Genomic DNA, 25,381 nt, shown 5'->3' on the forward strand with positions numbered 1-25,381 from the left:
CCTATCTTATTTATATCATCTTTTTATCAGTGATTAAGCAGCGTTTAGTTTATCAGCTTTTGCAAGCACTTCATCAATACCACCGACCATATAAAAGGCTTGTTCTGGTAAATGGTCATATTCACCACTGATGATCGCTTTAAAGCCAGCGATGGTATCACGAAGTGCCACATATTTACCAGGTGCCCCTGTGAACACTTCTGCCACATGGAATGGCTGAGACAAGAAACGCTGGATTTTACGAGCACGATAAACCACCAGTTTATCCTCTTCTGACAATTCATCCATACCCAAGATGGCGATGATGTCTTTTAGCTCTTTGTAGCGTTGTAGCACCTCTTGCACGCCACGCGCTACGCTGTAATGCTCCTCACCAATAACCTGTGGGTCTAACTGACGAGATGTTGAGTCTAGTGGGTCAACCGCAGGGTAAATGCCTTGTGATGCAATATCACGGCTTAGTACAACCGTTGCATCTAAGTGTGCAAATGTCGTTGCAGGTGATGGGTCAGTCAAGTCATCTGCTGGCACATAAACCGCCTGCACAGATGTAATTGAGCCTGATTGGGTGGAGGTGATACGCTCTTGTAACAAGCCCATCTCTTCGGCCAAAGTCGGTTGATAACCTACCGCAGATGGCATACGACCTAAAAGTGCTGATACCTCAGTACCTGCCAATGTGTAACGATAAATATTATCAACGAACAGCAGAACATCACGACCTTTGCCCGTTGCTTCGTCTTTTTCATCACGGAAATACTCTGCCATGGTCAAACCAGTTAAGGCAACACGCAGACGGTTTCCTGGTGGCTCATTCATCTGACCATAAACCATGGCAACTTTTGACTGAGTAAAATCTTCGGTATTAACAACGCCTGCTTCTTGCATTTCATGGTAGAAGTCATTACCCTCACGAGTACGCTCACCCACACCAGCAAAAACCGACAGACCTGAGTGTTTTAGGGCGATATTATTGATAAGCTCCATCATGTTAACGGTCTTACCAACACCAGCACCACCGAACAGACCGACTTTACCACCTTTGGCAAATGGACAAAGCAAATCAATCACTTTAATGCCTGTTTCTAACAGTTCTGTACTATTTGACTGTTCATCATAACTTGGTGCTTCACGATGAATGGACCATTTTTGTTCAGCATTTACCGGGCCTGCTTCATCGATTGGGCGACCTAGGACATCCATAATGCGACCCAGTGTTGCTGTACCCACAGGCACAGAAATGGGTGCACCTGTATTTAAAACAGGCAAACCACGTTTTAGACCCTCGGTTGAACCCATGGCAATGGTACGTACCACACCATCACCTAACTGTTGTTGGACTTCAAGAGTGGTTTGGGTACCATCAACATGAAGCGCATCAAAGATTTGGGGGACATCGCCACGGCTAAACTCAACATCAATTACCGCACCAATAATCTGTACAATACGACCGCTCATTGCGTTCTCCTGCTTGCTTATCTTGTTTTTTATTCTGCCAAACCGGCTTTGGATTGGTTGGCGGTTTCTCTAAAAGTATAATTTGAAACTATGCCTTTGCTGTCAAATAAAATGACAAGTTCTTTGGTCTGTATATTTTCACCCAAAGAAAAGAAATTATAAGGGATAAAATTTCTTGCCATCGGTTTGGAGCGAGTGTGGCGGTATGTCCAAATTTCATTACCACTGTCAGTAAAAGAGACGCCATCAGCAGAACCAAATCTACTAGAAATCTCTTGCTTATTGGTCTTGCCCTTAATGATGGTCTGCTCAATGGTTTGTTGGTTTTGCTCTTTCATTGCAACATTACCAGCAGACACACAACCTGTTACCAAAAATGCAGCCAACAAAGCAGTAGCAGCAAAGCGGATATGATTATTTAACACATTAAACTCCTTAGTACCATTCTTATGAAACAGCAGCAGCACCACCAACGATTTCTGAGATTTCTCGTGTAATCGCTGCCTGTCTGAGCTTATTATAAACCAATTGTAATTCTTTAATTAAGTTACCAGCATTATCTGTTGCTGCCTTCATCGCCACCATACGAGCAGATTGCTCTGATGCAATGTTTTCAAGAACAGATTGATAAACCAATGATTCAATATAGCGTACCATCAGACTGTCAATCAAAGTCTTTGTATCAGGCTCATAAATGTAATCCCAACCATGACTGATGCTCTCATCATCAGACAAAGTGCCCTCAGGTAAGGGTACAAGCTGTGTGATTGATGGTTTTTGAGTCATGGCATTAATGAACCGATTATATACCAAATAAATTCTATCTAGTTTACCATTTTGATAATCATCAAGCATGGTCTGCACAGGACTGCTGATATGTTCATAGCTTGGGCCATCGCCGTAATCAGTAACCACTGATGTAACATTGCCCCCAAAGTTTTTAAAAAAGCTGACACCTTTTGAACCAATGGCTGCAAATTCAACCTCAACAGACTGCTCTTGGTAAGTTTTGACCGATTTTAATAAACTTTTAAATAAGTTGATATTTAAACCACCTGCCAAACCACGATCAGAGGTAACCACAATAAAACCCACACGGTTCACAGGGCGACTTATCATATACGGATGCTTATAATCGGACTGTGCCTGTACAAGATGTGAAATCACACGATGCATATTTTTAGCATAAGGGCGACCCATGTCCATGCGTTCTTGGGCACGACGCATCTTACTGGCAGCAACCATTTGCATGGCACGAGTGATTTTTTGTGTGCTTTTAATGCTCACTACTTTAGCACGTATTTCTTTTAAACTTGCCATAGATATTCCAAAACAAATAAATGGGTGATGTAAAAAAGTTAACCGTATGATTTATCACTTCTATTACTTTTTACACAGTCAAACAAAATCATCTGCTACATTAAGCCTTATGGTTTGTTTTAGCTTAGTATCACATCAGCTAACATCAGATGATAATTTAAAATTGTTTACTCTATATTATCTCTATCATGCTAATAACCAGCATCCTGATGATGATTACTCTGATAATTAAGGCATTGAGATGGCCCAATACCTTAAACTCGTTTTTTTAAGCTGATTGATGGCATAAGATTAATAGCTGTGACTTTGTTTAAAGGCATCTAAACTTGCTTTAAACTTATTGGCTATTTCATCATTATAATTGGCAGTGTCATTAATCTCTTGCATAAATTGTGCATGCTCATCATTCATGTATCGTAAATAAGCAGTTTCAAAAGCACCAATTTTATCTACTGGCACATCTGTCAAATAGCCTTCATTAGAAGCAAATATGACCGCCGCTTGGTCAGCGATTGACATAGGAGCATATTGCTTTTGCTTCATCAGTTCAGTAACACGCTCACCATGCTCCAACTGTTGTTTAGTTGCATCATCCAAATCAGAGGCAAACTGGGCAAACGCAGCAAGTTCACGATACTGAGCAAGTGCTGTACGGATACCGCCCGAGAGCTTTTTGATGATTTTGGTCTGAGCTGCACCACCCACACGAGATACTGAGATACCAGCATTTACCGCAGGGCGAATACCTGAGTTAAATAAATTAGACTCTAAGAAAATCTGACCATCGGTAATTGAGATCACATTAGTAGGTACGAACGCTGATACATCCCCAGCTTGGGTCTCAATGATGGGCAGGGCAGTCAATGAACCAGTTTTACCTTTAACTTCGCCACCCGTAAACGCTTCTACATAGTCAGCATTGACACGAGACGCACGCTCTAACAGGCGTGAGTGTAGATAAAATACATCGCCAGGGTATGCTTCACGCCCTGGTGGACGGCGTAATAGCAAGGAAATCTGACGATAAGCGACAGCTTGTTTTGATAGGTCATCATAAACAATCAAGGCATCTTCACCACGATCACGGAAATACTCACCCATGGTACAGCCAGAATATGGGGCGATGTATTGTAGTGCCGCAGGCTCTGATGCTGATGCAACCACAACTGTGGTATAAGCCAATGCACCTGATTCTTCTAATTTACGCACCACGTTAGCGATGGTTGAGCGTTTTTGACCGATGGCGACATACACACATTTGATGCCAGAGTCTTTTTGGGCGATGATGGCGTCGATTGCCATGGCGGTCTTACCTGTTTGGCGGTCGCCAATGATGAGCTCACGCTGACCACGTCCGATTGGAATCATGGTGTCAACTGCTTTATAACCTGTCATGACAGGCTCATCAACCGATTGACGAGCGATAACACCAGGGGCGATTTTTTCAACTTTATCGGTCAGCTTGGCATTAACAGGGCCTTTACCATCAATAGGATTACCCAAAGCATCAACCACACGACCAAGCAGTTCAGGGCCTACGGGCACTTCTAGGATACGACCTGTGCAGTATGCTTTTTGTCCTTCTTGTAGGGGTAAATAGTCGCCCAAAACAACCGCACCGACTGAGTCTTGTTCTAAGTTTAGTGCCATACCATAGACATTACCCTCAAACTCAATCATCTCACCATACATGGCTTCTTCTAGACCATGAATTTTTACAATACCATCAGAGACACTAACGATAACACCTTCGGTTTTAGCAGTTGTGCTTACGTCAAGGTCTTGAATACGTTGCTTAATCAGATTGCTGATTTCAGCTGGATTCAATTGTTGCATTGCCTTATTTCCTATAATTTAGACAGCCACAGTTTATGCTGTTAGCTGAGTCTTTAATTGTTTTAACTTGCCACGCACCGAGCCATCAGTAAACTTATCGCCCACTTTGATTGTAGCACCACCTAATAAACTTGGGTCAACAGATTCATGTAAAATCACAATAGAACCTGTTGAGATCGCCAAAGATTCTTGTAGGGATTTGCGTTGGGGTTCAGTTAGTGGATAGGCTGATGTTATGTAAGCATCAATCTGTTTTAGCTCTTGTGATTTTAGCTTGCTGTAATGAGCATAAATCTCAGGAAGTAAAGACAGTCTGTTATTATCAGACAGCTGACTGATAAAGTTTGATAACGCTTTATTTGCTGTCAGATGTTTGCTTCCTGCCAATACTTGTGCTGCTGCACTCACATCCACACCCTGCGATGCCGCTGTTTGCAACGTTTGGGCAAGTGTTGAATTATTCGGTCTTTGGCTGGTATAGACATCCATCAGTACCGACGTTTTTTGACTGGCGACAATAGCTGGATTGTGTAGCAAACCAATAAATGCGTCATCACGCACAATATCTGATGCCATCAACAAGAAGTCTTCCCATTCGTTAATCGCATTTTGCTCTTTAGCATGGTCAAACGCAGCCTTTGCGTAAGGTCTTGCTAAGGTAGATAATTCAGCCATGGTATCCTCTGATTACAGCTTGGTTGCCAGTTGTGCTAGCATGCTGGCATGTTTTTGTTCATCAACTTTTTCTTCTAGAATTTTTTCAGCACCAAGTACTGCAAGCGTTGCAACTTGTGAACGCAACTGTTCGCGGCTTTGTGCAATTTGCTGGTCAACCGTTTGCTGGGCTGCACCAATAATACGCTCGCTTTCAAGACGAGCTGTTACTTTGGCATCTTCAATCATTTGATTGGCGGTTTTGTTGGCACGCTCAATAATAGAAGCAGCCTGAGCTTTGGCACTTGCAAATTCTTCTTGAACTTGTGATTCAGCAGATGCAAGGTCAGCTTTTGCTTTTTCAGCAGCATTTAAGCCTTCTTCAATTTTACGTTGACGCTCGTTAATCGCTCCGATGAATGGCGGCCATACGAATTTCATGGTAAACCATACAAAAAACGCAAACGCAATCATCTGACCGATAATGGTGGCATTAATATTCATCCAATCACCTCATTTGTTAGTGAAAGTCAGGTGATGACCAATCGCTGTCGGTAAGTAAATTACCGACAAGAATGACCCAAACTGACCGCTTTAACTTATGCGAATGGGTTGGCGAATAGTAAAAGCATGGCAATACCAACACCAATCATCGGTACAGCATCAAGAAGACCTGCCACGATGAACATTTTGGTTTGAAGTTGTGAGCCAAGCTCAGGCTGACGAGCAGTACTTTCTAAGAACTTACCGCCTAAGATGGCAAAGCCAATACCAGTTGCCAAAGCGCCTGCACCGATTAGAAGAGCCACAGCAAGAAGCGTGTACTGAGCAATTAATGGATCCATGATGTCTCCTTAGACTTAACATTAAGGGTTATAAAAAGATTCAAATTAATGTTCGGATTCTGCTGAGATTAACGACAGATACACAATCGTCAACATCATAAATACGAACGCCTGTAAAGTGATAACTAGAATATGAAAGATTGCCCAAGCCAAATGTAGCGGTACGCCCAAACCTTTAACAAACAAACTCTCAGACATATACATCAGTGCAATCAAAATAAAGATAAGTTCCCCAGCATACATATTACCAAACAGTCGCAAACCCAATGAGATTGGTTTTGCAAGCAAGGTAACAATTTCAAGTACCAAATTAATCGGGATTAAGACGGCTTGTAAAATTGGATTTTTTGAACTAAATGGATGCAAGGTAAACTCACCGACAAATCCACTCACGCCTTTATATTTTAGACCAAAGCCAATAATGAGTAGCAGCACACAAAATGCCATACCAAGAGTAATGTTCGGGTCGGTACTTGGTACAATCTTAAAATAAACATGGTGCGGATCATGACCCATCAGACTGCCAATCCACTGTGCAGTGCCGGGGATGAAATCAACAGGAATTAAATCCATCAGGTTCATCAAAAAAATCCACACAAAAATTGTCAATGACAAAGGTGCGATCAGTTTTGATGGGCCTTTATAAGATTCACGGACACTGTTATCCACAAAATCCACAATCAGTTCAATAAAGGCTTGCAGTTTTGTAGGAATGCCTGATGTTGCCTTGCGTCCTACCAGCCAAAAAAGCCAGCAAAACAAAGCACCCAAACCAACTGACCAAAGCATGGAATCCAAATGAATGGCTTTAAAGCCCATCTCTGCGGCTTCTGCGGCAGTATGTGCCATTTTCCAGCCATCTTTTGGATGATAACCATACGTCCAGTTGGTCAAATGGTGAGCAATATATTCTGAAGAATCCGCTGCCATAATACGCTCTTATTTTTAACTTGGTTAATCAGAACGTGTGAAAATACATCACACAATCCATCAATTTGCAAGGTGTTGATTCTCAACACGCTCTAAAACAACACAATAAAATCACTGATTTGGATGATTCTATAAATGTTAATCAAAGATTTTAAATCATTGAAAGCACATTATTTTCAATCATTTTATATCAATCACTGAAAATAAGATGCTTGTAAACTTATGAAAAATTTATTAAGATGTTTGTAAGCAATCCGAACTATAATACCCTATTTTGGTAGTTCTTGTAAAGGGTAAATGTGATTTCTCTTACAGAATATTTTCAATTTTTGAAAAAATGAATGTAAACTCAAAGAATTTAATCATCTTTAAGAAGTGATTGGCAGTCTAAATACGCCACATCACCACCACATGCACAACTTGCAGGATAAAATAACCCAAAATCACCAAAAACGCCTGTATGGGTTTGACAAAGATAAAAATCAGAGCAAAGCCAATCAAGACCATGACCCATTTTATCATCTGTCCTACATACATGTTAAGCATGATAACACGCCCTGCTCTTGCTCCTGTTGTGCGGTAAGCCATCAGCGTAAACACACACTGTGCAATGTAGCTAAGCAGCCCACCCAGTGCCATGCTTTTAGTAGCGTGAGTCGCTCCCAACTTTTCAAGAGCAAAACCTGTGCCAATAAGTATCAACAACGCCCATACTTGGCGAAATTGCAAGCGATACACACGGGCTTGCTGATGACGCTGGGCGGGCTGACTCATAATATTCTCAAAAATAAAGGGAAAAACCGTAAGATTTTGTATTATAAAAATTTTTTAGAAAACTTACAAGATTTTATCATGATTTTTTCATCAGTAAAAAGTAATGTTATCATTGATTTTTATGATAAATATCATGCTCTACACCGTCTTAGCAATAAAATCCTACTTTTGGTCAATGCAGGCATAAATGTCATTGACAGTCGTTTGCCACACCCTCACAAAATCTGTGCCATCTGACATGTCTTCTTGTTTGATGAGTGTGCTGACATGACCGAGTTTATTTTTGATGCCATCTGAGACAGCTCCTTGTGATAATAGGCACATATAAGGCGACGGACGGTCATTATTTAACAGGCGAAATTGACTTGCCTTGGGTGATAAGTGGTGATCGGGGGTCAATGCCCCTGCAAATTTTAGATTTGCCGAACGTTCTAAATAGGCAAACGAATCATGATATGCCCAGTATGTCCGCTGTCGCTGTTTTTGTACCTGTGCCACCGCTTTATCCATGGCTTCGTGAAACGCTTTGGCATTATTGGCATATAACGCCTTATGCTTAGGATTTGCATGCGAATGCACCACCGCCAATGCCCGTACGATGGCTTTGGCGTTCTCTGGGTCAAGCCAAATGTGTGGGTCAAAGGTATCTGCTCGTGGCGTACCATCAAGCTGTCTTATGGGCAGCCGATAAAACGCATTCATCCTAAATAAGGAGATGGCGTTGGGGGCGGTATCTAAGGTCTTGACCAAATTTTGTTCAAGCTCACGACCGAACCACACCACATAATCGCTGTCGCCCACAAGCTTAGCTTTGCTGGGTGATAAACTGCCATGATGACCAACATCGCCCGCCGACAGTAGCATTTGGGCAGGTTCTGCTCCTTGTGTTACAGCATTAGACAGTAGCAGCAGCGGATAATTACTCACCGTTACCGTACCTGCATGACAAGTGGCAGACCATAAGATAACCTGGGCAGGCAGACTAAATTTGACAAGGGAAAATTTAAAAAATCTCATGAACAACCTTTTAAATAAATTAACTGGACAAATGAACATCTTTGATAGTTAGATATTTATACATTTGATGAAAATTTAGGGCATGCCTGCTTCTAAAACATATTTACAAAAATGATGATGACCCAATGGTTTTTACCCATGTCTGTAAAAAGACCATTACTCTATTTTTGGATGGATATTTTCATGGCAAATGGGCAAAATTTTGCAATATTATATCACAAATCATGGATTTTTGTTATAATGTATCTAAATTGATAAATCATCGGCATTGTTCAAAAAATCACCCATACTAAGCACTCTTTATTTTTGATGATATGTTATTAAAATAGCTTGGTTTATGATAAAATGACGTATGCCTTAAATGTTTGATACCAAACTTGACAAATAACAAAAACCAAAAAAGAGCACATCATGACCGCTTGCCACTGTGATCACCACCACAATGTCCACGAACATCACAACCCCAAACAACGTATGCTAGATGCCAAAGCTCACTGCCAAGCTCGTGGTGTGCGTTTTACACCTTTACGTGAACAAGTGTATGAGCTGATTTTAAAAGCAGAAAAGCCAATTGGAGCATACGACCTCATCAGTGCCTTACAGTCCGCTCGTCGCTCATCGGATGCAAAAAACAAAAACATCGCACCACCAACCATCTATCGCTCGCTAGAATTTTTGCTTGGTGAGGGATTGATTCATCAACTCAGTTCCATCAATGCCTATGTGCCATGTTGCCATCCACGTTCTTGGCACGCTGCTGCTTTTTTGATTTGCCAAACATGTCAAAGTGTTGAGGAATGCTCTAACATGCCTGTGGATGCCATTGTTAATTTTGCCAAAGATGATGCAGGATTTAACATAGAACGCACCGTCATTGAACTAAAAGGCGTGTGCCGTGCCTGCCAATAATAACGAGTTATTTCGCCTAGATGAGGTCAGTTTTCATGTTGGTCAACATAAGATTCTAACGAACATATCCCTAAGCTTATCCAAAGGCGAAATGGTCAGTCTCATCGGTCCAAATGGGGCAGGCAAATCCACACTCGTCAAGCTCATTTTAGGTTTAAACAAACCCACATCAGGCAACATCATTAAGCAAAAAATCGTGATAAGCTACGTCCCCCAAAAGTTTAGCGTACCAACGATTTTGCCCTTGCGTGTCAAGGATTTGCTCGCCCAGGCCAACAGTAAACGCTTAGCAGGCGATGAGCGTGATTTCATCCTACAAAAACTATCGCTTACCCCCCTACTAAACCGCCAAATGCACCACCTATCAGGGGGCGAGACCCAGCGTGTACTCATGGCAAGGGCACTGCTTGATAAGCCTGACTTGCTCATCCTAGACGAACCCATGCAAGGATTAGACCCTGACAGCGAAGAGATGCTTTATGACTTTATAGACAGCATGCCTCCTTTTTTGGCGTGTGCCATGTTGGTTGTATCGCACGATTTACATTGGGTCATGAAAGGCACTCGGCGTGTGGTCTGCCTAAATAAACACATCTGCTGTCAGGGCGTACCATCTGACATCGCCCATTTGCCTGAATTTGTCGCTTTATTTGGGCAATACCACAGCACTCACCAAACCCCCTACATTCATCATCATAACCACTGTTGGCATACTCACTAATCATGAACGATTGGCTACCAATTATCGCACCTGCGTGGCTTGCAGGCTCACTACTTGCCCTACTTTCTGCTCCGCTTGGTTGTTTGGTGCTGTGGCGGCGTATGGCATTTTTTGCCGATACACTCGCTCATGGGGCACTGCTTGGGGTGGCAGTTGGGGCGTGGCTGTCTGTTCCTGCTGACATTGGCGTGGGTGTGGTCAGTGTCTTTGTGGTCATCACACTCATGTTCTTACAAGACAAACGACTGCCAAATGATGCCACGCTGTCAGTGCTTGCCGTATCTTTGTTATGCTTGGGACTTTTAACGCTCACCCAGCTCACCCAACAACAAGCCAACGTATTAGGCTTTTTATTTGGCAGTCTGCTTGACATGGATTGGGGTGATTTGCCACATTTGGCAGTCATGGTTGGGGTGGGTCTTGTTTTTTTGGCATGGATTTGGCAAAAACAGGTTAAACTTGCCACATCAGAAGCTCTGGCATCCATTGCAGGCATTAATCCTAATAGAGAACAAGTATTTTTTATGGGATTATTATCAGGATTTTGTGCGGTTGCCATTCAAGCCGTTGGAAGCCTGCTCATCACAGGACTGCTCATCTTACCTGCTCTCATCGCTCGTCTACTCGCCTGCTCACCCAGACAGATGGTCATCTTTGCCATGATAATCGCCCAAATCGCTGTAACCACTGGCGTGTGGGGCAGTGTGTGGCTTGATGTGCAAACAGGGCTTGCCATCGTCATGACATTGGCGATTGGATTTTTTGTGGTATTTGGCGTGGGACGAGTATTAGAACGTACCTAGCATTGGGATTGTAATAAAATGACCCACCCCACTCACCTACGTGTCTCATCTGATTTTATCATCGCCCAACTTAGCGATTTGCATTTATCCACACACATCCCTGCCAATGCTGATAAATTCTTAAAGGTATTAGATATTGCTTTGACTTATGAGCCCAATTTGCTGTTACTGACAGGTGATTTGGTCAATGACGGTAAGGCAAATTTATACAATTGGCTATTTGATACACTGGATAAAACACGCATTGCCTATTTGTGCCTTGCTGGCAACCATGACCTAACGCATGAGTTGGGGCATGACCTGCCTTTTGATGAGCGTCAATTTTTACCCATCACCAAAGATGATAGACTTATTGATGCCCATCGCCTTATCATAGAATTGCCTCACACCACCTGGCAAATTTTGGCGGTCAATTCTGCCATAAACGGACAAATCCACGGGCGACTTGATGATGATAAACTTGCCTTTTTAAAAACCCATCTTGCATACAACCTACCCACCCTTATCGCCCTACACCATCACCCCATTCCTGTTGGCTCAGCATGGATAGATAAGCACATGTTACAAAACAGTGATGAGTTTTGGGCAACCCTTAATTTTATCAATCAAGCCACTTATGCCAGTGATACCATCCATCATCTTCATGTCGTCTGTGGACACGTTCATCAAGCCCATCTGTTGCAACATGACAATGCAACACTCTACACCTGCCCTGCCACATCTGTGCAATTTAGCCCACATCAAGATGATTTTGATATTGATAAGACAGCAAGTGGTTTTCGTTTATTACAACTACATGACAATCATAAGCCAAATACATGGGTTAAAAGATTGAATGATGAACCTTAAACACCTAAAACAAAATTTATTGCTTAGTTTTTTGTAAAATTACTTGAAAAAGTCAAATACATCTCCATTTAGGGTGCAACTTTTTGAGTGTTAATTTTCATGCTTGGTTAAATCAACCACCATACAAGGACATACGCATGGCAAACGCCACTTTTACCCCCTACACCCCTGCCAAAGATGAAGAATACATGTCGGATGCTCAAATGGAGCATTTTCGTACGATTTTGAAAAACTGGAAAACCGAACTGCTCAACGAAGCCGAACGCACCAAAGACTACATTAATGAAGAAACAGGAGCGATGGCGGACATTAATGACCGTGCCACCCAAGAAGAAGAATTTGCACTGGCTTTACGCACCCGTGACCGTGAACGTAAATTGGTACGCAAGATTGATAAATCATTGGCTGAGATTGAGATGGGCGACTATGGTTTTTGTGAAACCTGTGGCACCGAGATTGGCTTAAAACGCTTAGAAGCTCGCCCCACTGCCACGCAGTGCATTGACTGCAAGACCATGTCCGAGATGAAAGAAAAACAAAATCACGGACACTAATCACCCATGAATCAACGCCCCATCATTGGTCGCTTTGCCCCATCTCCAACGGGGGCTTTACATTTGGGGTCTGTGTGTAGTGCTTTGGCAAGTTACTGCCACATTAAGTCATTGGGTGGTCGTTGGCTTGTACGCATTGAAGATGTGGATTTTGAACGGTGTAAGCCTGAGTATGCCGCATCCATCTTGAACGATTTGAAAAATTTGGGACTGCACGCAGATGGTGAGACAGTATTCCAATCCAAACGGATAAAGATTTATGATGAATATCTTAACAGCTTATCAAGTCTAACTTATCATTGCACCTGCTCTCGCAAGGACTTATCCACCCTATCCATACCTGCCATTGGCTTTTATGATGTTAATATCAAAGATTTAAACCTTGCTCCCATCTACCCTCGTCTGTGCCTGCATAAAAACCTAACGGATAACAAAATCCGCCTATGTCTGCCCAACGTACTGACGACCTTTTTTGATGGCATACAAGGGGTGATATGGGACAATCCTGCCAAAAGTCTGGGAGATGTTATCATAAAACGCCAAAATGGCATGATAAATTACATACTCGCCTGCACCATTGATGACAGCTTGCAAGGCATAACGCATCTCATGCGTGGACTTGACATCATGCCCATGACAGTTGCCCAGCTTTTTATCGCTAAGGCATGCCAACTGCCCACACCTGATTACTTTTATCATCTGCCACTGCTTGTCAATGATGATGGGCAAAAACTCTCTAAGCAAAATCTTGCCACACCCATAGACACCACCACACCTGATAAGGTCAGTGATTTGCTCTTTACCGCCTTAACATTGCTTAGGCAAAACCCTCCAAAAGACTTACAAAAAGAGTCGCCCAACACGATACTCATGTGGGCAATCCATCATTGGCATAATAAGCCATTACAAGGGGCAACGCTTGGGGTTGTTTAGATCAGTACTCTCTGTTTTTATTTTCCAAATAAATACGTTCGCTTTCTTTGTCTGCCTTTAAAATCATGGCAATCATGATAAACACCATCAACATGGATGAACCGCCAAAACTATAAAATGGTAAGGTTAAGCCTTTGGGTGGCATAAGCCCCATGTTCATGCCTGCATTAATCAATACCTGTCCAAAAATCACCACGCCAAAACCAAACACCATATAGCTAAGACGTAACTGACGGCGTTTTAGAGTGGTATGGCTAATTTTCATAATCATCGCCACAATCAACACTTCAAGCAACAACACGAATGCCACACCCAAAAAACCCAACTCTTCGCCTGTGATGGCCAAAATAAAGTCAGTATGAGCCTCAGGCAGATGCGACAACTTTTGTACGCTGTTGCCATAACCTACCCCATTAAATTCGCCACGCCCAAAAGCTATCAGACTGCGAGACAATTGATAATCGGTATCCTGCACATCATCAAAGGGATTTAAAAATGACATGATTCGCTCTTTACGATAATCCGATGACAGCAACCCATAAATCAAAGCAGGCAAAAATACTGCCAATACCAGTGCTGCATAATGCGGTAATGGCACGCCACTGACAAATAAGATGACACTCGCTGTGGCAATAATCACCGCTACCGAACCATAATCAGGTTGCCACAAAATCAGACCAATCATAGGCAAATACCACACTGTCAGTCGCCATCCTGCCATAAGACTGCCTCGCACCTCTGCTGAGCGTCTGACCACATAATCAGCGATGACCAGCACCATCAACAACTTGACAAATTCAGACGTCTGAAAATTAAACACCCCAAAATTTAGCCAACGCTGTGAGCCATTGGTAACCGTTCCTATCGCCAAAGTCAATATCAACAGCCCCAACAACACGCCCCACGCCAATGCCAACAGCCCAAATTCAAAATACCATTTTAGTGGCAAGCGATAGACAATCATACCTGCCACCAAACTGATGATGATATAAGTCGCTTGCGAATAAAAAAAGGTCATGGGTGATAAGCCTTTGGTCATCGCAAATGGCACCGATGCTGATGCTATCATCAACAGACTCATAGACAGCAATAAAAATAAACTCGTCATCAACACCGTCCGAGCAGACGGCACATAGGGCGATGTGGCTATCGTTGTAGGAATGTTAAAAAAGCTCATGACAGGGCGATATTTGAAAAATTTAAGGGCGTATTATAAACCAAATCCCTGCTAAATGCTTGATTATTTAGCAAAAATTTGGGGAAATTAGAAAGGCATAACCGATGAATCATACCACCAAATACTACCCAGTCATGCCAACGCTGTGACACATGTCACAAACCGCTCGCCACGCTCATTATAGCTTTTAAATTGGTCAAGGCTTGCACATGCAGGCGACAGTAGTACGACTTTGGCAGAGCTTTGACTGGCAAGATTTACCGCCTTTTCAAGTGTGCCTGCTTGTGTCATTTTGCTTGCCAAAATAGGACTGTTTGCCAACGTTTTTTGTATCAAATCGGCGTCTTGTCCGATAAGATAAATACTATGGGCAAACTGCTCGGCAAAAGGGATAAGCTCGGCAAAATCCTGCCCCTTGCCTTGACCGCCCAAAATCAAAGCCAATGAATTTTTACCATACACCGCCCCAAGCCCATCAATGGCGGAGAGTGTCGCTCCGATGTTGGTGCCTTTTGAGTCGTTAAAATACACCTTACCATTCACGTCCGCCACATATTCACAGCGGTGTGGCAAGCCCCCAAACGTGCGTAATACATCAAGCATGGCACTCATATCAAGCCCCACCGCACTGCCCAAGGCTAAGGCGGATAAGGCGTTCAATAGATTATGCTTGCCTTTAATCAAGATTTCATCAGATGAGATGAGCTTTTCGCCATTATGACATAGCCAAATAGTTTCGCCATTCTCACTATTGTCATCACGCTCGCCTTTTAGACAAAAATCCGCCGAAAAGCCTTCACCAATCTCCCCTGACGTGCTTATCATTTGGGCGTGTTTGGGCAAATGAGCGATACAGGCACGGGCAAGTTCTTTATCATCTAACCACACCAGTGCATTTTTGGCATTATCAAAAATGCGTAATTTTTGGGCAAGATATCCTGTCATATCGCCATGACGGTCCAAATGATCGGCAGATAAATTCAAAATGGTCGCCACGTCCGCTCCAAGCCCATCCATCATTTCAAGCTGAAAACTTGACAATTCAAGTACCACCATGTCCATGCCATCAATTTTTAACAAATCAAGAGCAGGAGTACCGATATTACCGCCTACCCCTACCGTTTTTGCTGATTGTTGTGCCATCAGTCCAACAAGCGTGGTTACTGTGGATTTGGCGTTTGAACCTGTGATGGCAATGATGGGCGTGTGCGTGCCATTTTTAGCATCTCGCTCCTTTAAACTCTCAATAAACAGTTGTACATCACTGACCACACTCACGCCCTGTTCTATGACCCAAGAGATGGCAGGCGTGGCAGGGTCAACCCCAGGGCTAATAACAACTTTATCCGAAGCAATTAGCACATTGGCATCAATGCCACCAAAATAAGTTGCCACGCCATTTGGCAGTTTGCTCGCCAGTGATGGAAAATTGGCGTCTGTTACAGCAACTGTATGCCCTTGATTGACCAAAAAATGAACCGCAGACAATCCAGAGTTGCCCAGACCGATGACCGTATAACTTGCCATAAGAATGCCCTTTTTTAAATTGCAAATGCCATCATTTTATCAGAATTGGCATGGGTGTTGTTGGATTTTCGTCAAAATTGTCATATAATGATAAAAGCCATTTGCCAATAAGGATTTTTATGAAACTTGTTACCGCCATTATCAAACCCTTTAAACTGGATGATGTCCGTGAAGCCTTGTCCGAGATTGGTGTAAACGGCATTACCATCACCGAGGTCAAGGGTTTTGGTCGCCAAAAAGGACATACCGAGATGTATCGTGGGGCAGAATACGTAGTGGATTTTTTACCAAAGATTAAACTAGAAATCGCCTGTGCTGATGATGTGGTTGATGGTATCATCGGTGCTATTATTGACACCGCAGGGACGGGTAAGATTGGCGATGGTAAGATTTTTGTTGCCCCGCTTGAACAAGTCATTCGCATTCGTACAGGTGAGACGGATGAGCATGCCCTTTGACTTCCTCCCCTCCCTATCGTTCGGGGATTTCTTCTGCAAGACGGTCAAGCCCGACCGCAAGAATGTTCTTAGCGGCATTGATGTCTCTATCATGCCATGTGCCACACTCAGCACAAGCCCATTCTCTGATTCGCAAACCTGCTCTACCTTTCGGACTGTTGCTGTCAATTTGACGGCAACATGAGCAAGTTTGGGTAGTGTATCGTTCATTTACGATTTCTAAACGGCAACCTGCATGCTTGCATTTGTATTCCAGTTGTCGCTTTAATTCAAACCAACCAGCATCATAGACGCTTTTAGCCAGTTTGCCTTTTTTGCTGTTAAATTGATTGGATTTAACATCACCAACAACAATTAAGGCATTATCCCTAACTAATTGGGTGGTGAATTTATGGATTAAGTCTAACCTTGTATTTTTGATTTTGGCATGGATTGCCTTGACACGTTGTTTGTTTTTGGCTCTTTGGGCGATGGCTAAGTCTTTGGCGTATTTGAGTGTTTGTTTGATTTGTAGTTTATTACCGTTTGAGGTGGTGGCACTGTCTTTTAAACCCAAACCAATGCCAACCGAACCTGTGCCACAAGTTTGTTTTGGATAGTTCTTGACAGTGATACACGCATACCATCGATTACGGCTGCCTTGTACTAACTCGCAAGTGTTGATTTGATATAGGCTAAGATTGTAACTGTCCCATAGGTCAAGGATTAGTTTTTGTCCTTTGGCTAGGGATAGTTGCAAGGTTGATTTCAGTGCTTTTTTACCGCTTTGTCGTGTGGCTGGGTGTTTAATGGCTGATTTCTTAAAGGGTATCCAGCCCAGTGATTTACGTTTTGAATTTGGGTTGTTGGTTCGCCAGTTGAGTTTGGCTTTTTTAAACTGCTTTCGGCTTTTGGTGTGGGTTTCATTGATGGCTTGAATGGTTTGAGAATGTAAGCCCAGTAATTCACCGCTACCTTTGGTATATTCGTTTAGGTCGTAGGCAGATAAGAATTTACCTGTGCACTGTAAATATTTATAACCCAAGTCATTGACATAATTCCACACGAAATTAACCGAACCGCTTAGGCGGTTAAGCTGTGTGGCGTGCTTATCTTTGATGCGCAGCTTGAGTGTTTTCATGGGTTTATTGTACCATTTTATTAAGCCAAGAGATTAAAAAGTTAGATTTACCGCCTTATATCCACCGCCCAAAGTCGCAGGTTTACGGCGGTGATGGATAAAAAATCTCACCAAAAGTGAGATTTTGTGTTCTTGACCATCAATCTGTGCTTACTGTCTGACGCCCGTTTGAGTACCAGCACGGCTCTTGATGGTGATGTTATTACCATTTAATGTGATGTTGGCAGTGCCTGAGATGGGCAAAGTTGGATGCTTGCCTTTGCCTGCATATTTGCCATCACCTTGGGATTTGATTTGTCTGATGACGGTCGTGCCTTCACGCTTTTTGGCTTTCTCAGTCAAGCCTTGAACCATCACAGCTTGATAGCCATCACCTGATTTGCTGATTTGTAAAATGGCTTTGGCTTCGCCTTTTTCACTCATTTTCCAGTTACCAACGATGGCATCATCGGCCAATGCACTGGCAGATGCCATCATACTAAGACCCACACTAAAACCGATGGTCAGTAATTTGGTCAATTTCATGGCTTACTCCTATTATTTTGTAATCACAGCTGATAACCATTTGGTACTTGTACATTCGTACTGACAAATGTTTACCCATTATAAACAGGGATTTTTTAAATTGCAAACATTAACTTTGTAAGCCATTTGCTTTTTTGTAATTTTATGGTAAAAATATTTGTATTTACTCAAAAGGGTTGTTTATCATCATCACTTTGGATGGTTCTGTAACAGCTGTGGCGGGCAAATCTTGACTGTCTGGCTCATCAAATGCCCCACAAAGTGCTTGTGCAAAGTCAAATAACGCCTGTGCTTGCACTCTGCCCTCCTGTGTTTTGCTAATCTCTACATCACCACTTATCACGATAGCATCCATGCCATTTTCTATGGTCAATGCCCCAATTTGTAGCACTTCGCTGTCATTGTCAAAGATATCCATCATCGCTCCTATTAGGTTGTTTTTAGGTCATCTTAACAGACCAATTAAAAATTCTAAAATCATCACAATCAGTCTCATCCAACCATTGTCCCAACCATCATTATTTGCCTGCTGTGGGTCAGATGAAGCAGGCATGTTAAAAGCTGTGGATTGCTCCTGTGGCGATAATGATGGCATGGCGTTAATGCCTGTACGTGTGGACAGTTCGCTAAGGCTGATATGCTCAATTGTGCCCGAATCATCATTGGGCGTATAGTATACGCCTGCACGGTTGATACTGGGAACATAGACCACCTTAAAAAAGTGACTTGGTACCAACACACCATCTCCGATTTGGGCGATTTGACGACCTTGGAATGCCACACCTGTTATAACATATAATTCACCGTATTTTAATGCTAAGTTGCGTGTATCACGCTCTATTTGCTGCCATAATCCACGGTTGTGTGTGCCATTTTGGGGGGCAATGTTGGCAAGGCTAAAACTGTCAAATTGTTGTGAAAGATTCGCCATATCGCCATTGGGGGCAAGATGACCTCTATCATAACCTGAACGGCGATAGTCGTTAAGTTTTGCTTGCACATGTGTAGGCAAGCGTGTCTCTTCATGAAAGTTATCTTTTCGGGTCAATGAACGTGCCTGATGAATGCGTTCACGTGTCAGATGTTGGGCGGCATAGATGGGGGTGCGTGAGACGCCTGAGTAGAGCACAGCAAAGCCATGAAAACACAGTTCATGGCTTTGGCGTGCCAGTTTTTGTCCCTTACTGCCAACCAACTGTGGGACAGTGTTGGCATGAAAATGCTCAGAACAGCTGGCAAGATTTTGGGCATTTGCCTGATTACTTTGACCCAAAAAAATCTCTTGCTCGCCATGTGTTGCCCCCATACTGACAAAACAGCATAACAGCAGTAATGGCAAGATGAGCCATCTTTTGGTGCAACTTGATGAGGATGATGGGGATAAATACATAACAAGCTCTAATGGCAAAACCTCATCATTATAGCCGATTTTGATGGTCAAGGGTGTTAAAGATTCATCAAATCATCATTTGGTGTGCTTTTTATCAACGTATCACCTAGAAATTTATCATGTTACCCTCATTATTTTTGGTTTATAGTTTGGTAACCGATATCTTCTTAGGCATGAACATCATCACTTTTGCTCCACGTTTGCTTAGCTGGTTTAATGTCCACGGTCGTCATGATTTGCCTTGGCAGTATCACCACGAACAAACATCAGACATTTATGCGGTGTGGCTCTCGGAGATTATGTTACAACAGACGCAGGTGGCGACTGTTTTGGGATATTTTAGACGATTCATGGAAAAATTTCCCACCGTGCAAGATTTGGCAGATGCTCAATGGGACGATGTGGCGATTAGCTGGGCAGGGCTTGGCTACTATGCTCGGGCAAGAAACCTACATCAAGGGGCAAAACAAGTGGCAGATTACATCGCCCTACATGGACATTTCCCACAAACGATGGATGAGTGGCAAAATGTGCGTGGCGTAGGGCGTTCCACCGCTGGGGCAATTGTGGCAATGGGAGTACGTGGACGTGGCGTAATATGCGATGGCAACGTTAAGCGAGTGCTGACACGCTGGGCAAGGATAGATGGCGACATCACCAAATCCGCCACCGACAAAGTGCTGTGGGAGCTTGCCGACACACTCACCCCCAAACATGATAGCGGTAAGTTCGCCCAAGCGATGATGGATTTGGGGGCAACCATCTGTACTCGCACTCGTCCTGCTTGTGGCATGTGTCCGCTATCAGATGATTGCACTGCCCATAAAAATGGCAATCCCACCGCCTACCCTGTCAAAGCCAAAAAGACGGTCAAACCACACCGCCATTCGCTTGTTTTTGCCTTAGTGTATGATGATAAACTCTTATGGATAAAACGCCAAAGCAAGACAGGAATGGGCATTTGGGATGGATTGTTTGTTATGCCCATGCTGATGATAGATGATAAACTGGTTGGGTCATCACATGACAATCTGCCACATGATTTATGCCACGCCAAAACCATGAATCGCAAACATGCCCACAGCCCAAATCTTGCTGAGCATCAAGTTTTGGATAATTTGCCAAATATCGCCATCAACCGCTCCAAAACCATTAAACACACACTTACGCACTTTCACTGGCATTTGTCATTAATTCATGTCAATATTGATAATGTGCTTTATAATAACATCAATCATGCCCTAACTGCCATCTGTGCTGATTTTGTCTGGCAAAAAGACCATGATGGATTGGGCGTACCAAAGGCGATGGAGAAATTGTTGGGATAGATTTAGTATCCTCTTTTTTGTAGCCAATCCACCATTTGTAGCAAAAGATTATCATCACCAAATTCGCTCACTTGCTCCCTTGCCTTATCAAATAACTCATCAGCATAAGCACGAGCATTGTCCACACCAAGCAGTTTGACATAGGTAGATTTGTCTAATTTTTCATCACTGCCTGCCATTTTGCCAAGTGTTTGGGTGTCCGCCACCACATCCAATACATCATCTTGTACCTGATAGGCAAGACCGATGAGCTGTGCGTACTTGCCAAGCCTTGCCATACGCTCATCACACACACCGCCACACACCGCACCCATAAGCACGCTTGCTTCTATCAATGCCCCTGTCTTATCCTTGTGAATGGCTTCTAATTCGTCTTGGGTAAGTTTTTTTTGTTCACCGTTCAAATCTGCCTGTTGCCCTACCACCATACGTCTGGCACTGGGGGCAAGTATGTCAAGAAGTTGAACCACGACATCGCTGCTAACCATTCCAAATTCATAATCTGCACCCAACACATCAAAAGCAAGCGATTGCAATACATCGCCTGTCAGTATCGCCACATCCTCACCATAAATGACATGACAAGTCGGCTTGCCACGGCGTAGTTCATCATCGTCCATAGATGGCAGGTCATCATGCACAAGCGAATAGCCATGTACGCATTCTATGGCAAGCATGGCACGGCGTACCGCCCCAAAGGCAGGCATATCAACACGCCCACCAACCGCCAAAAAGGTCGTAAGCACAAGCAAAGGGCGTACCCGTTTACCGCCATTGGAAATGACATAACGAGATGCCTCACCCAAAGGAGATGGCAAATTGGCAGTGTCAAACAACACATCAAAATCTGCCATCAGCCAAGTTTTGGTAAAGTGCTGTATACTGTTTAAATCATTGATATTTAATCTGTTCATGTCCGCCCCATATCAAAAATGCTATCATACCCCAAAACGCATGAATTTTGGGTAGAAATCATAAATTTTAAAAAAATTTTAAAAAAATATATAAAAATGCTTGCAAAGTTTATAAAATCATATATAATACGCACCACTTAGCCAATAAAGCTAGACACGGCGCGGTAGCTCAGTCGGGAGAGCAACGGATTGAAAATCCGTGTGTCGGCAGTTCGATCCTGCCCCACGCCACCATATTTTCAGACACCCAACTTTGATTGGGTGTTTTTTATGGCTTACCAAATTGACCATAAAATCCAAAAGCAGTTTACCAACGTATCTACAACCACAAATAAATAAGTTGGGTATATTAAAGCAAATTGGGTGTATTTTAAACCTCTCTACCATCACCCAACTACCATCCACCCAACACGAAAAAATCAAAACCACATAAAAAACCCTGCCACATGAGCAGGGTTTTTATCATTAAGGCATTAGGCGTCTTTTTTTGCGCCTCTGACACCCAATTTTTCTTTGATACGAGCAGACTTACCAGAACGCTCACGCAGGTAGTAAAGTTTGGCACGACGGACATCACCACGACGTTTCACCTCAATACTACCGATGATTGGTGAATGTAATTGGAATGCACGTTCAACACCCACACCGCTTGAAATTTTACGTACGGTGAAAGATGAGTTAAGACCACGGTTACGCTTGGCGATAACTACACCTTCAAAGGCTTGCAGACGCTCTTTATCGCCCTCTTGGACACGAACTTTAACCACAACAGTGTCGCCAGGGGCGAATGAAGGATGTTCTTTTAGTTGAGATTGTTCAATTTGTTGAACTAGGGGGTGTTTGTTACTCATGGAATACTCCAATAAATGACATAGGCTCATACCTTTTTACATGGCTAAAAGGTCGCATATCATATCATCATCAGATTGAAAAGTTCAATCCATGTCCGAGCCACACGGACACATAAAACAGCCCATTATAATAAAAAGACCAATAAAAATCAAGCGTTATTCTACCGTTACCGATTTGGCAAGATTGCGAGGCTTATCCACGTCCGTGCCACGTACCAAGGCAACATGGTATGAGAGCAGTTGCACGGCAATGGTGTGAACAATCGGTGATAATACCCCAATATGACGTGGCGTACGAATGATGTGCACACCATCTGTCTCGGTAAAATCACTGTCAAGGTCGGATAAGACAAATAACTCTCCACCTCTTGCACCAACTTCTTGCATATTGGCTTTGACTTTATCAAGCAATTTGTCATTGGGAGCGATGACCACCACGGGCATGTTTTCATCAACCAGTGCCAAAGGGCCATGCTTCAACTCACCAGCAGGATAAGCCTCAGCATGGATGTAGGTGAGTTCTTTGAGTTTTAATGCCCCCTCCAACGCAATCGGATAATGAATGCCACGACCCAAATATAACGCTGATGGCTTGGTTGCAAACTCTTTTGCCCATACCGCAAGTTGTGGTTCTAAGTTAAGTGCGTGCTGTATGCTCCCTGGCAGTTGACGCAAATCATCAGCATAGGCACTTAGCTCATCATCGGATACATGTCCACGCATCCTACCAAGTGTTACCGCCAGCCCAAACAAAATGACAAGCTGAGTGGTAAAGGCTTTGGTGCTTGCTACGCCAATCTCCGCCCCCGCTCTGGTATAAATGGCAAGGGTACTGGTTCTAGGTAGGGCGGATTCTAACACATTGCAAATAGACAGACTATACTTATGCCCTTGGGCTTGGGCATATTTTAAGGCCTCCATCGTATCTAGTGTCTCACCTGACTGACTGATGGCAATGATTAGCTCATCAGCATCAGCGATGACATCACGGTAACGATACTCACTGGCTATCTCCACATCGGTGCGAATTTTGGCAATAGATTCAAGCCAATATTTACCTGTAAGTGCTGAATAATAAGACGTGCCACACGCTAGGATTTTGATGCTTTTGGTTTTTGATAAAATATTTGGGGCATTTTGACCAAAATTATCTGGTACAAAACCACCATCTAAAAAAATCTCTGCTGTGTCTGCCACTGCTTTTGGCTGTTCATAAATTTCTTTTTGCATAAAGTGGCTATACCCACCCAGCTCCAAACTTGCCAATGATAATTCGGACAATTTTATGGCACGGTCGGTTTGATTACCATTTTTATCAAGCAAAACTTCAATACCATTGGCAGACAATAAGGCAATATCACCATCTTCTAAATAAGCAACACGGCGAGTAAAGGCAATGACCGCCGATACATCGGATGCAATAAACACCTCTTCATCGCCAAAAGCCACAAGCAGTGGACAACCCATGCGAGAGACAACCATATGGGCAGGGTCATCCTGACATATGACGGCAATGGCAAATGCCCCATGAAAACGACTGCACGCTGTTTGTACCGCACGATACAAATCCTTACCGTTATTTTCGTATTCATGGTGAATGCTGTGAGCGATGACCTCGGTATCAGTCTGAGACTCAAAATCATAACCCAATGCTTCTAGACGGGTACGTTCTACTTCAAAGTTTTCAATGATGCCATTATGCACCACTGAAATCAAACCGCCTGAGATGTGAGGGTGGGCATTTGGTTCGGTAACACCGCCATGCGTTGCCCAGCGGGTATGTCCGATACCAACATGACCTGTTAGTGCTTGTTGTTTGACCGCTTCTTCCATGAGAGCCACACGCCCCACACGGCGAACCCGCTTAATTTTTTGCTCACTCTCGCTATACACTGCAATGCCCGATGAATCATAGCCACGATATTCTAGGCGTTTTAGACCATCTGTTAAAAAATCTACCACATTGGCATGAGTACAAATCGCTCCGACGATACCGCACATATTAAGTTCCTTAATAACTGGTTAATTTGACTTCCTCCCCGCCCTATCGTTTGGGGATTTCTTCTACAAGACGGTCAAGCCCGACCGCAAGCCTAAGATAGTGGCAACCGCCCGTACGACACACCGTACATCTTAGGTTCTTATTTTAAGCTAATCCTACTGTTAGGATTGTCATAGACACAAATTAGCTTAAGTGTGTGTTTAAAAACGTCTTACCAGTTAAGTTACTGCGTACTCGCAATTTAGTCTTAACTTAACTGTGGAATGTAAGACATTGAATATAGTGAGATGAGTATAGCAAAACTTATCGCATTTAACAATTGCCTTATATCCACCGCCCAAAGTCGCAGGTTTACGGCAACGGAGGATAAAAAGCCTTAGCCCAAATTGTTAGGTAAGTGTGTACTATTATAACAGGTTTGGTAATGGCATTAAATCTGTTTGCCAGTAACTTTAACATTCCAAATCAAACCCCCTACCATCTCTG

General features: G+C 43.1%; 27 protein-coding genes and 1 tRNA gene. 9 read left to right on the top strand and 19 right to left on the bottom strand.

Features of this window, described 5'->3' with window-relative positions; genetic code table 11:
* Nucleotides 1-33: 33 nt before the first annotated feature.
* The 10 genes from atpD to A7456_RS10320 form a co-directional block, all read right to left on the bottom strand.
* The gene (gene atpD / locus A7456_RS10275) at nt 34-1,458 is read right to left on the bottom strand and encodes a F0F1 ATP synthase subunit beta (RefSeq protein WP_066886920.1); all 1,425 of its coding nucleotides are present in this window, start codon (nt 1,456-1,458) and stop codon (nt 34-36) included.
* Between the two features lie 29 nt (nt 1,459-1,487).
* Nucleotides 1,488-1,883 (bottom strand): hypothetical protein, encoded by a 396-nt coding sequence (locus tag A7456_RS10280; protein ID WP_066886917.1) that lies wholly within the window; start codon nt 1,881-1,883, stop codon nt 1,488-1,490.
* 22 nt (nt 1,884-1,905) lie between these two features.
* Nucleotides 1,906-2,778: a F0F1 ATP synthase subunit gamma gene (gene atpG / locus A7456_RS10285; RefSeq protein ID WP_066886914.1), complete on the bottom strand. Its 873-nt coding sequence runs from the start codon at nt 2,776-2,778 to the stop codon at nt 1,906-1,908.
* Between the two features lie 291 nt (nt 2,779-3,069).
* Nucleotides 3,070-4,614: a F0F1 ATP synthase subunit alpha gene (atpA, locus tag A7456_RS10290; protein WP_067010389.1), complete on the bottom strand. Its 1,545-nt coding sequence runs from the start codon at nt 4,612-4,614 to the stop codon at nt 3,070-3,072.
* Nucleotides 4,615-4,647: 33 nt separating this feature from the next.
* On the bottom strand, nt 4,648-5,289 hold the full coding sequence (locus A7456_RS10295) for a F0F1 ATP synthase subunit delta (RefSeq protein WP_066892474.1): 642 nt from the start codon (nt 5,287-5,289) through the stop codon (nt 4,648-4,650).
* A 12-nt stretch (nt 5,290-5,301) separates the two neighbouring features.
* Entirely contained in the window at nt 5,302-5,772 is a 471-nt protein-coding gene (locus A7456_RS10300) for a F0F1 ATP synthase subunit B (protein ID WP_066886906.1), read from the bottom strand.
* 95 nt (nt 5,773-5,867) lie between these two features.
* Complete coding sequence (atpE, locus tag A7456_RS10305; RefSeq protein WP_066886903.1) at nt 5,868-6,113, bottom strand: F0F1 ATP synthase subunit C; 246 nt, start codon at nt 6,111-6,113, stop codon at nt 5,868-5,870.
* 45 nt (nt 6,114-6,158) lie between these two features.
* Nucleotides 6,159-7,043 carry a F0F1 ATP synthase subunit A gene (gene atpB / locus A7456_RS10310; RefSeq protein WP_067010392.1) on the bottom strand — a complete coding sequence of 295 codons (885 nt, stop codon included), beginning with the start codon at nt 7,041-7,043 and terminating at the stop codon, nt 6,159-6,161.
* A 387-nt stretch (nt 7,044-7,430) separates the two neighbouring features.
* Entirely contained in the window at nt 7,431-7,817 is a 387-nt protein-coding gene (locus A7456_RS10315) for an ATP synthase subunit I (protein ID WP_082995572.1), read from the bottom strand.
* Nucleotides 7,818-7,979: 162 nt separating this feature from the next.
* A complete protein-coding gene (locus A7456_RS10320; protein ID WP_067010395.1) occupies nt 7,980-8,834 on the bottom strand; it encodes a metal ABC transporter substrate-binding protein in 855 nt (284 codons plus the stop codon).
* Between the two features lie 411 nt (nt 8,835-9,245).
* On the opposite strand from A7456_RS10320, the gene A7456_RS10325 reads away from it, so the two are divergent.
* From A7456_RS10325 to gluQRS, 6 genes are all read left to right on the top strand, one after another.
* Nucleotides 9,246-9,743 carry a Fur family transcriptional regulator gene (locus tag A7456_RS10325; RefSeq protein ID WP_066886893.1) on the top strand — a complete coding sequence of 166 codons (498 nt, stop codon included), beginning with the start codon at nt 9,246-9,248 and terminating at the stop codon, nt 9,741-9,743.
* Nucleotides 9,730-10,464 (top strand): metal ABC transporter ATP-binding protein, encoded by a 735-nt coding sequence (locus tag A7456_RS10330; RefSeq protein WP_067010398.1) that lies wholly within the window; start codon nt 9,730-9,732, stop codon nt 10,462-10,464. The genes A7456_RS10325 and A7456_RS10330 overlap by 14 nt, the downstream gene beginning before the upstream one ends.
* 2 nt (nt 10,465-10,466) lie before the next feature.
* Nucleotides 10,467-11,267, top strand: coding sequence for a metal ABC transporter permease (locus A7456_RS10335; protein ID WP_066892468.1), 801 nt, complete (start codon nt 10,467-10,469; stop codon nt 11,265-11,267).
* A gap of 18 nt (nt 11,268-11,285) precedes the next feature.
* On the top strand, nt 11,286-12,116 hold the full coding sequence (locus tag A7456_RS10340; RefSeq protein WP_067010401.1) for a metallophosphoesterase: 831 nt from the start codon (nt 11,286-11,288) through the stop codon (nt 12,114-12,116).
* A 137-nt stretch (nt 12,117-12,253) separates the two neighbouring features.
* On the top strand, nt 12,254-12,670 hold the full coding sequence (dksA, locus tag A7456_RS10345; RefSeq protein WP_066886883.1) for an RNA polymerase-binding protein DksA: 417 nt from the start codon (nt 12,254-12,256) through the stop codon (nt 12,668-12,670).
* Between the two features lie 6 nt (nt 12,671-12,676).
* On the top strand, nt 12,677-13,603 hold the full coding sequence (gluQRS, locus tag A7456_RS10350) for a tRNA glutamyl-Q(34) synthetase GluQRS (protein WP_067010404.1): 927 nt from the start codon (nt 12,677-12,679) through the stop codon (nt 13,601-13,603).
* Nucleotide 13,604: 1 nt separating this feature from the next.
* On the opposite strand, the gene A7456_RS10355 is transcribed toward gluQRS, so the two are convergent.
* Nucleotides 13,605-14,780 carry an FtsW/RodA/SpoVE family cell cycle protein gene (locus A7456_RS10355; protein WP_082995573.1) on the bottom strand — a complete coding sequence of 392 codons (1,176 nt, stop codon included), beginning with the start codon at nt 14,778-14,780 and terminating at the stop codon, nt 13,605-13,607.
* Between the two features lie 132 nt (nt 14,781-14,912).
* Nucleotides 14,913-16,307: a UDP-N-acetylmuramoyl-L-alanine--D-glutamate ligase gene (gene murD, locus A7456_RS10360; RefSeq protein WP_067010407.1), complete on the bottom strand. Its 1,395-nt coding sequence runs from the start codon at nt 16,305-16,307 to the stop codon at nt 14,913-14,915.
* Nucleotides 16,308-16,426: 119 nt separating this feature from the next.
* On the opposite strand from murD, the gene glnK reads away from it, so the two are divergent.
* Nucleotides 16,427-16,765 (top strand): P-II family nitrogen regulator, encoded by a 339-nt coding sequence (gene glnK / locus A7456_RS10365; protein WP_066886873.1) that lies wholly within the window; start codon nt 16,427-16,429, stop codon nt 16,763-16,765.
* Between the two features lie 13 nt (nt 16,766-16,778).
* On the opposite strand, the gene A7456_RS10370 is transcribed toward glnK, so the two are convergent.
* From A7456_RS10370 to A7456_RS10385, 4 genes are all read right to left on the bottom strand, one after another.
* Nucleotides 16,779-17,885, bottom strand: a complete 1,107-nt coding sequence (locus A7456_RS10370; RefSeq protein WP_067010410.1) for an RNA-guided endonuclease InsQ/TnpB family protein — start codon at nt 17,883-17,885, stop codon at nt 16,779-16,781.
* Nucleotides 17,886-18,035: 150 nt separating this feature from the next.
* The gene (locus A7456_RS10375) at nt 18,036-18,410 is read right to left on the bottom strand and encodes a hypothetical protein (protein ID WP_067010413.1); all 375 of its coding nucleotides are present in this window, start codon (nt 18,408-18,410) and stop codon (nt 18,036-18,038) included.
* 163 nt (nt 18,411-18,573) lie between these two features.
* Nucleotides 18,574-18,828 carry a hypothetical protein gene (locus tag A7456_RS10380; RefSeq protein ID WP_066886869.1) on the bottom strand — a complete coding sequence of 85 codons (255 nt, stop codon included), beginning with the start codon at nt 18,826-18,828 and terminating at the stop codon, nt 18,574-18,576.
* Between the two features lie 27 nt (nt 18,829-18,855).
* The gene (locus A7456_RS10385; RefSeq protein ID WP_197940288.1) at nt 18,856-19,851 is read right to left on the bottom strand and encodes a DNA/RNA non-specific endonuclease; all 996 of its coding nucleotides are present in this window, start codon (nt 19,849-19,851) and stop codon (nt 18,856-18,858) included.
* A gap of 68 nt (nt 19,852-19,919) precedes the next feature.
* On the opposite strand from A7456_RS10385, the gene mutY reads away from it, so the two are divergent.
* The gene (gene mutY / locus A7456_RS10390) at nt 19,920-21,128 is read left to right on the top strand and encodes an A/G-specific adenine glycosylase (RefSeq protein ID WP_082995574.1); all 1,209 of its coding nucleotides are present in this window, start codon (nt 19,920-19,922) and stop codon (nt 21,126-21,128) included.
* Between the two features lie 2 nt (nt 21,129-21,130).
* Here the strand turns inward: mutY and A7456_RS10395 are convergent, their stop codons facing one another.
* Nucleotides 21,131-22,042, bottom strand: coding sequence for a polyprenyl synthetase family protein (locus A7456_RS10395; protein ID WP_067010416.1), 912 nt, complete (start codon nt 22,040-22,042; stop codon nt 21,131-21,133).
* 158 nt (nt 22,043-22,200) lie between these two features.
* On the opposite strand from A7456_RS10395, the gene A7456_RS10400 reads away from it, so the two are divergent.
* Nucleotides 22,201-22,276 (top strand) — tRNA-Phe (locus A7456_RS10400).
* 239 nt (nt 22,277-22,515) lie between these two features.
* Here the strand turns inward: A7456_RS10400 and rplS are convergent.
* Both rplS and glmS read right to left on the bottom strand, forming a co-directional pair.
* Nucleotides 22,516-22,893 (bottom strand): 50S ribosomal protein L19, encoded by a 378-nt coding sequence (gene rplS / locus A7456_RS10405; protein ID WP_066886867.1) that lies wholly within the window; start codon nt 22,891-22,893, stop codon nt 22,516-22,518.
* Nucleotides 22,894-23,049: 156 nt separating this feature from the next.
* On the bottom strand, nt 23,050-24,894 hold the full coding sequence (glmS, locus tag A7456_RS10410; protein ID WP_067010419.1) for a glutamine--fructose-6-phosphate transaminase (isomerizing): 1,845 nt from the start codon (nt 24,892-24,894) through the stop codon (nt 23,050-23,052).
* Nucleotides 24,895-25,381 lie beyond the last annotated feature (487 nt).

Source organism: Moraxella nonliquefaciens (assembly GCF_001679005.1).
In the GTDB taxonomy this organism is placed as follows: Bacteria; Pseudomonadota; Gammaproteobacteria; order Pseudomonadales; family Moraxellaceae; genus Moraxella; species Moraxella nonliquefaciens.

Excerpts from the sequence above, each read along its gene's own strand:
- atpA (WP_067010389.1), bottom strand. The coding sequence starts at position 4,614 with ATGCAACAATTGAATCCAGCTGAAATCAGCAATCTGATTAAGCAACGT.
- A7456_RS10395 (WP_067010416.1), bottom strand. The coding sequence starts at position 22,042 with ATGAACAGATTAAATATCAATGATTTAAACAGTATACAGCACTTTACC.
- atpD (WP_066886920.1), bottom strand. The coding sequence starts at position 1,458 with ATGAGCGGTCGTATTGTACAGATTATTGGTGCGGTAATTGATGTTGAG.
- A7456_RS10370 (WP_067010410.1), bottom strand. The coding sequence starts at position 17,885 with ATGAAAACACTCAAGCTGCGCATCAAAGATAAGCACGCCACACAGCTT.
- A7456_RS10300 (WP_066886906.1), bottom strand. The coding sequence starts at position 5,772 with ATGAATATTAATGCCACCATTATCGGTCAGATGATTGCGTTTGCGTTT.
- A7456_RS10380 (WP_066886869.1), bottom strand. The coding sequence starts at position 18,828 with ATGGATATCTTTGACAATGACAGCGAAGTGCTACAAATTGGGGCATTG.
- rplS (WP_066886867.1), bottom strand. The coding sequence starts at position 22,893 with ATGAGTAACAAACACCCCCTAGTTCAACAAATTGAACAATCTCAACTA.
- atpE (WP_066886903.1), bottom strand. The coding sequence starts at position 6,113 with ATGGATCCATTAATTGCTCAGTACACGCTTCTTGCTGTGGCTCTTCTA.
- atpG (WP_066886914.1), bottom strand. The coding sequence starts at position 2,778 with ATGGCAAGTTTAAAAGAAATACGTGCTAAAGTAGTGAGCATTAAAAGC.
- mutY (WP_082995574.1), top strand. The coding sequence starts at position 19,920 with ATGTTACCCTCATTATTTTTGGTTTATAGTTTGGTAACCGATATCTTC.
- A7456_RS10340 (WP_067010401.1), top strand. The coding sequence starts at position 11,286 with ATGACCCACCCCACTCACCTACGTGTCTCATCTGATTTTATCATCGCC.
- A7456_RS10355 (WP_082995573.1), bottom strand. The coding sequence starts at position 14,780 with ATGAGCTTTTTTAACATTCCTACAACGATAGCCACATCGCCCTATGTG.
- glnK (WP_066886873.1), top strand. The coding sequence starts at position 16,427 with ATGAAACTTGTTACCGCCATTATCAAACCCTTTAAACTGGATGATGTC.
- A7456_RS10295 (WP_066892474.1), bottom strand. The coding sequence starts at position 5,289 with ATGGCTGAATTATCTACCTTAGCAAGACCTTACGCAAAGGCTGCGTTT.
- murD (WP_067010407.1), bottom strand. The coding sequence starts at position 16,307 with ATGGCAAGTTATACGGTCATCGGTCTGGGCAACTCTGGATTGTCTGCG.
- atpB (WP_067010392.1), bottom strand. The coding sequence starts at position 7,043 with ATGGCAGCGGATTCTTCAGAATATATTGCTCACCATTTGACCAACTGG.
- gluQRS (WP_067010404.1), top strand. The coding sequence starts at position 12,677 with ATGAATCAACGCCCCATCATTGGTCGCTTTGCCCCATCTCCAACGGGG.
- A7456_RS10320 (WP_067010395.1), bottom strand. The coding sequence starts at position 8,834 with ATGAGATTTTTTAAATTTTCCCTTGTCAAATTTAGTCTGCCTGCCCAG.
- A7456_RS10375 (WP_067010413.1), bottom strand. The coding sequence starts at position 18,410 with ATGAAATTGACCAAATTACTGACCATCGGTTTTAGTGTGGGTCTTAGT.
- dksA (WP_066886883.1), top strand. The coding sequence starts at position 12,254 with ATGGCAAACGCCACTTTTACCCCCTACACCCCTGCCAAAGATGAAGAA.
- glmS (WP_067010419.1), bottom strand. The coding sequence starts at position 24,894 with ATGTGCGGTATCGTCGGAGCGATTTGTACTCATGCCAATGTGGTAGAT.
- A7456_RS10325 (WP_066886893.1), top strand. The coding sequence starts at position 9,246 with ATGACCGCTTGCCACTGTGATCACCACCACAATGTCCACGAACATCAC.
- A7456_RS10315 (WP_082995572.1), bottom strand. The coding sequence starts at position 7,817 with ATGAGTCAGCCCGCCCAGCGTCATCAGCAAGCCCGTGTGTATCGCTTG.
- A7456_RS10335 (WP_066892468.1), top strand. The coding sequence starts at position 10,467 with ATGAACGATTGGCTACCAATTATCGCACCTGCGTGGCTTGCAGGCTCA.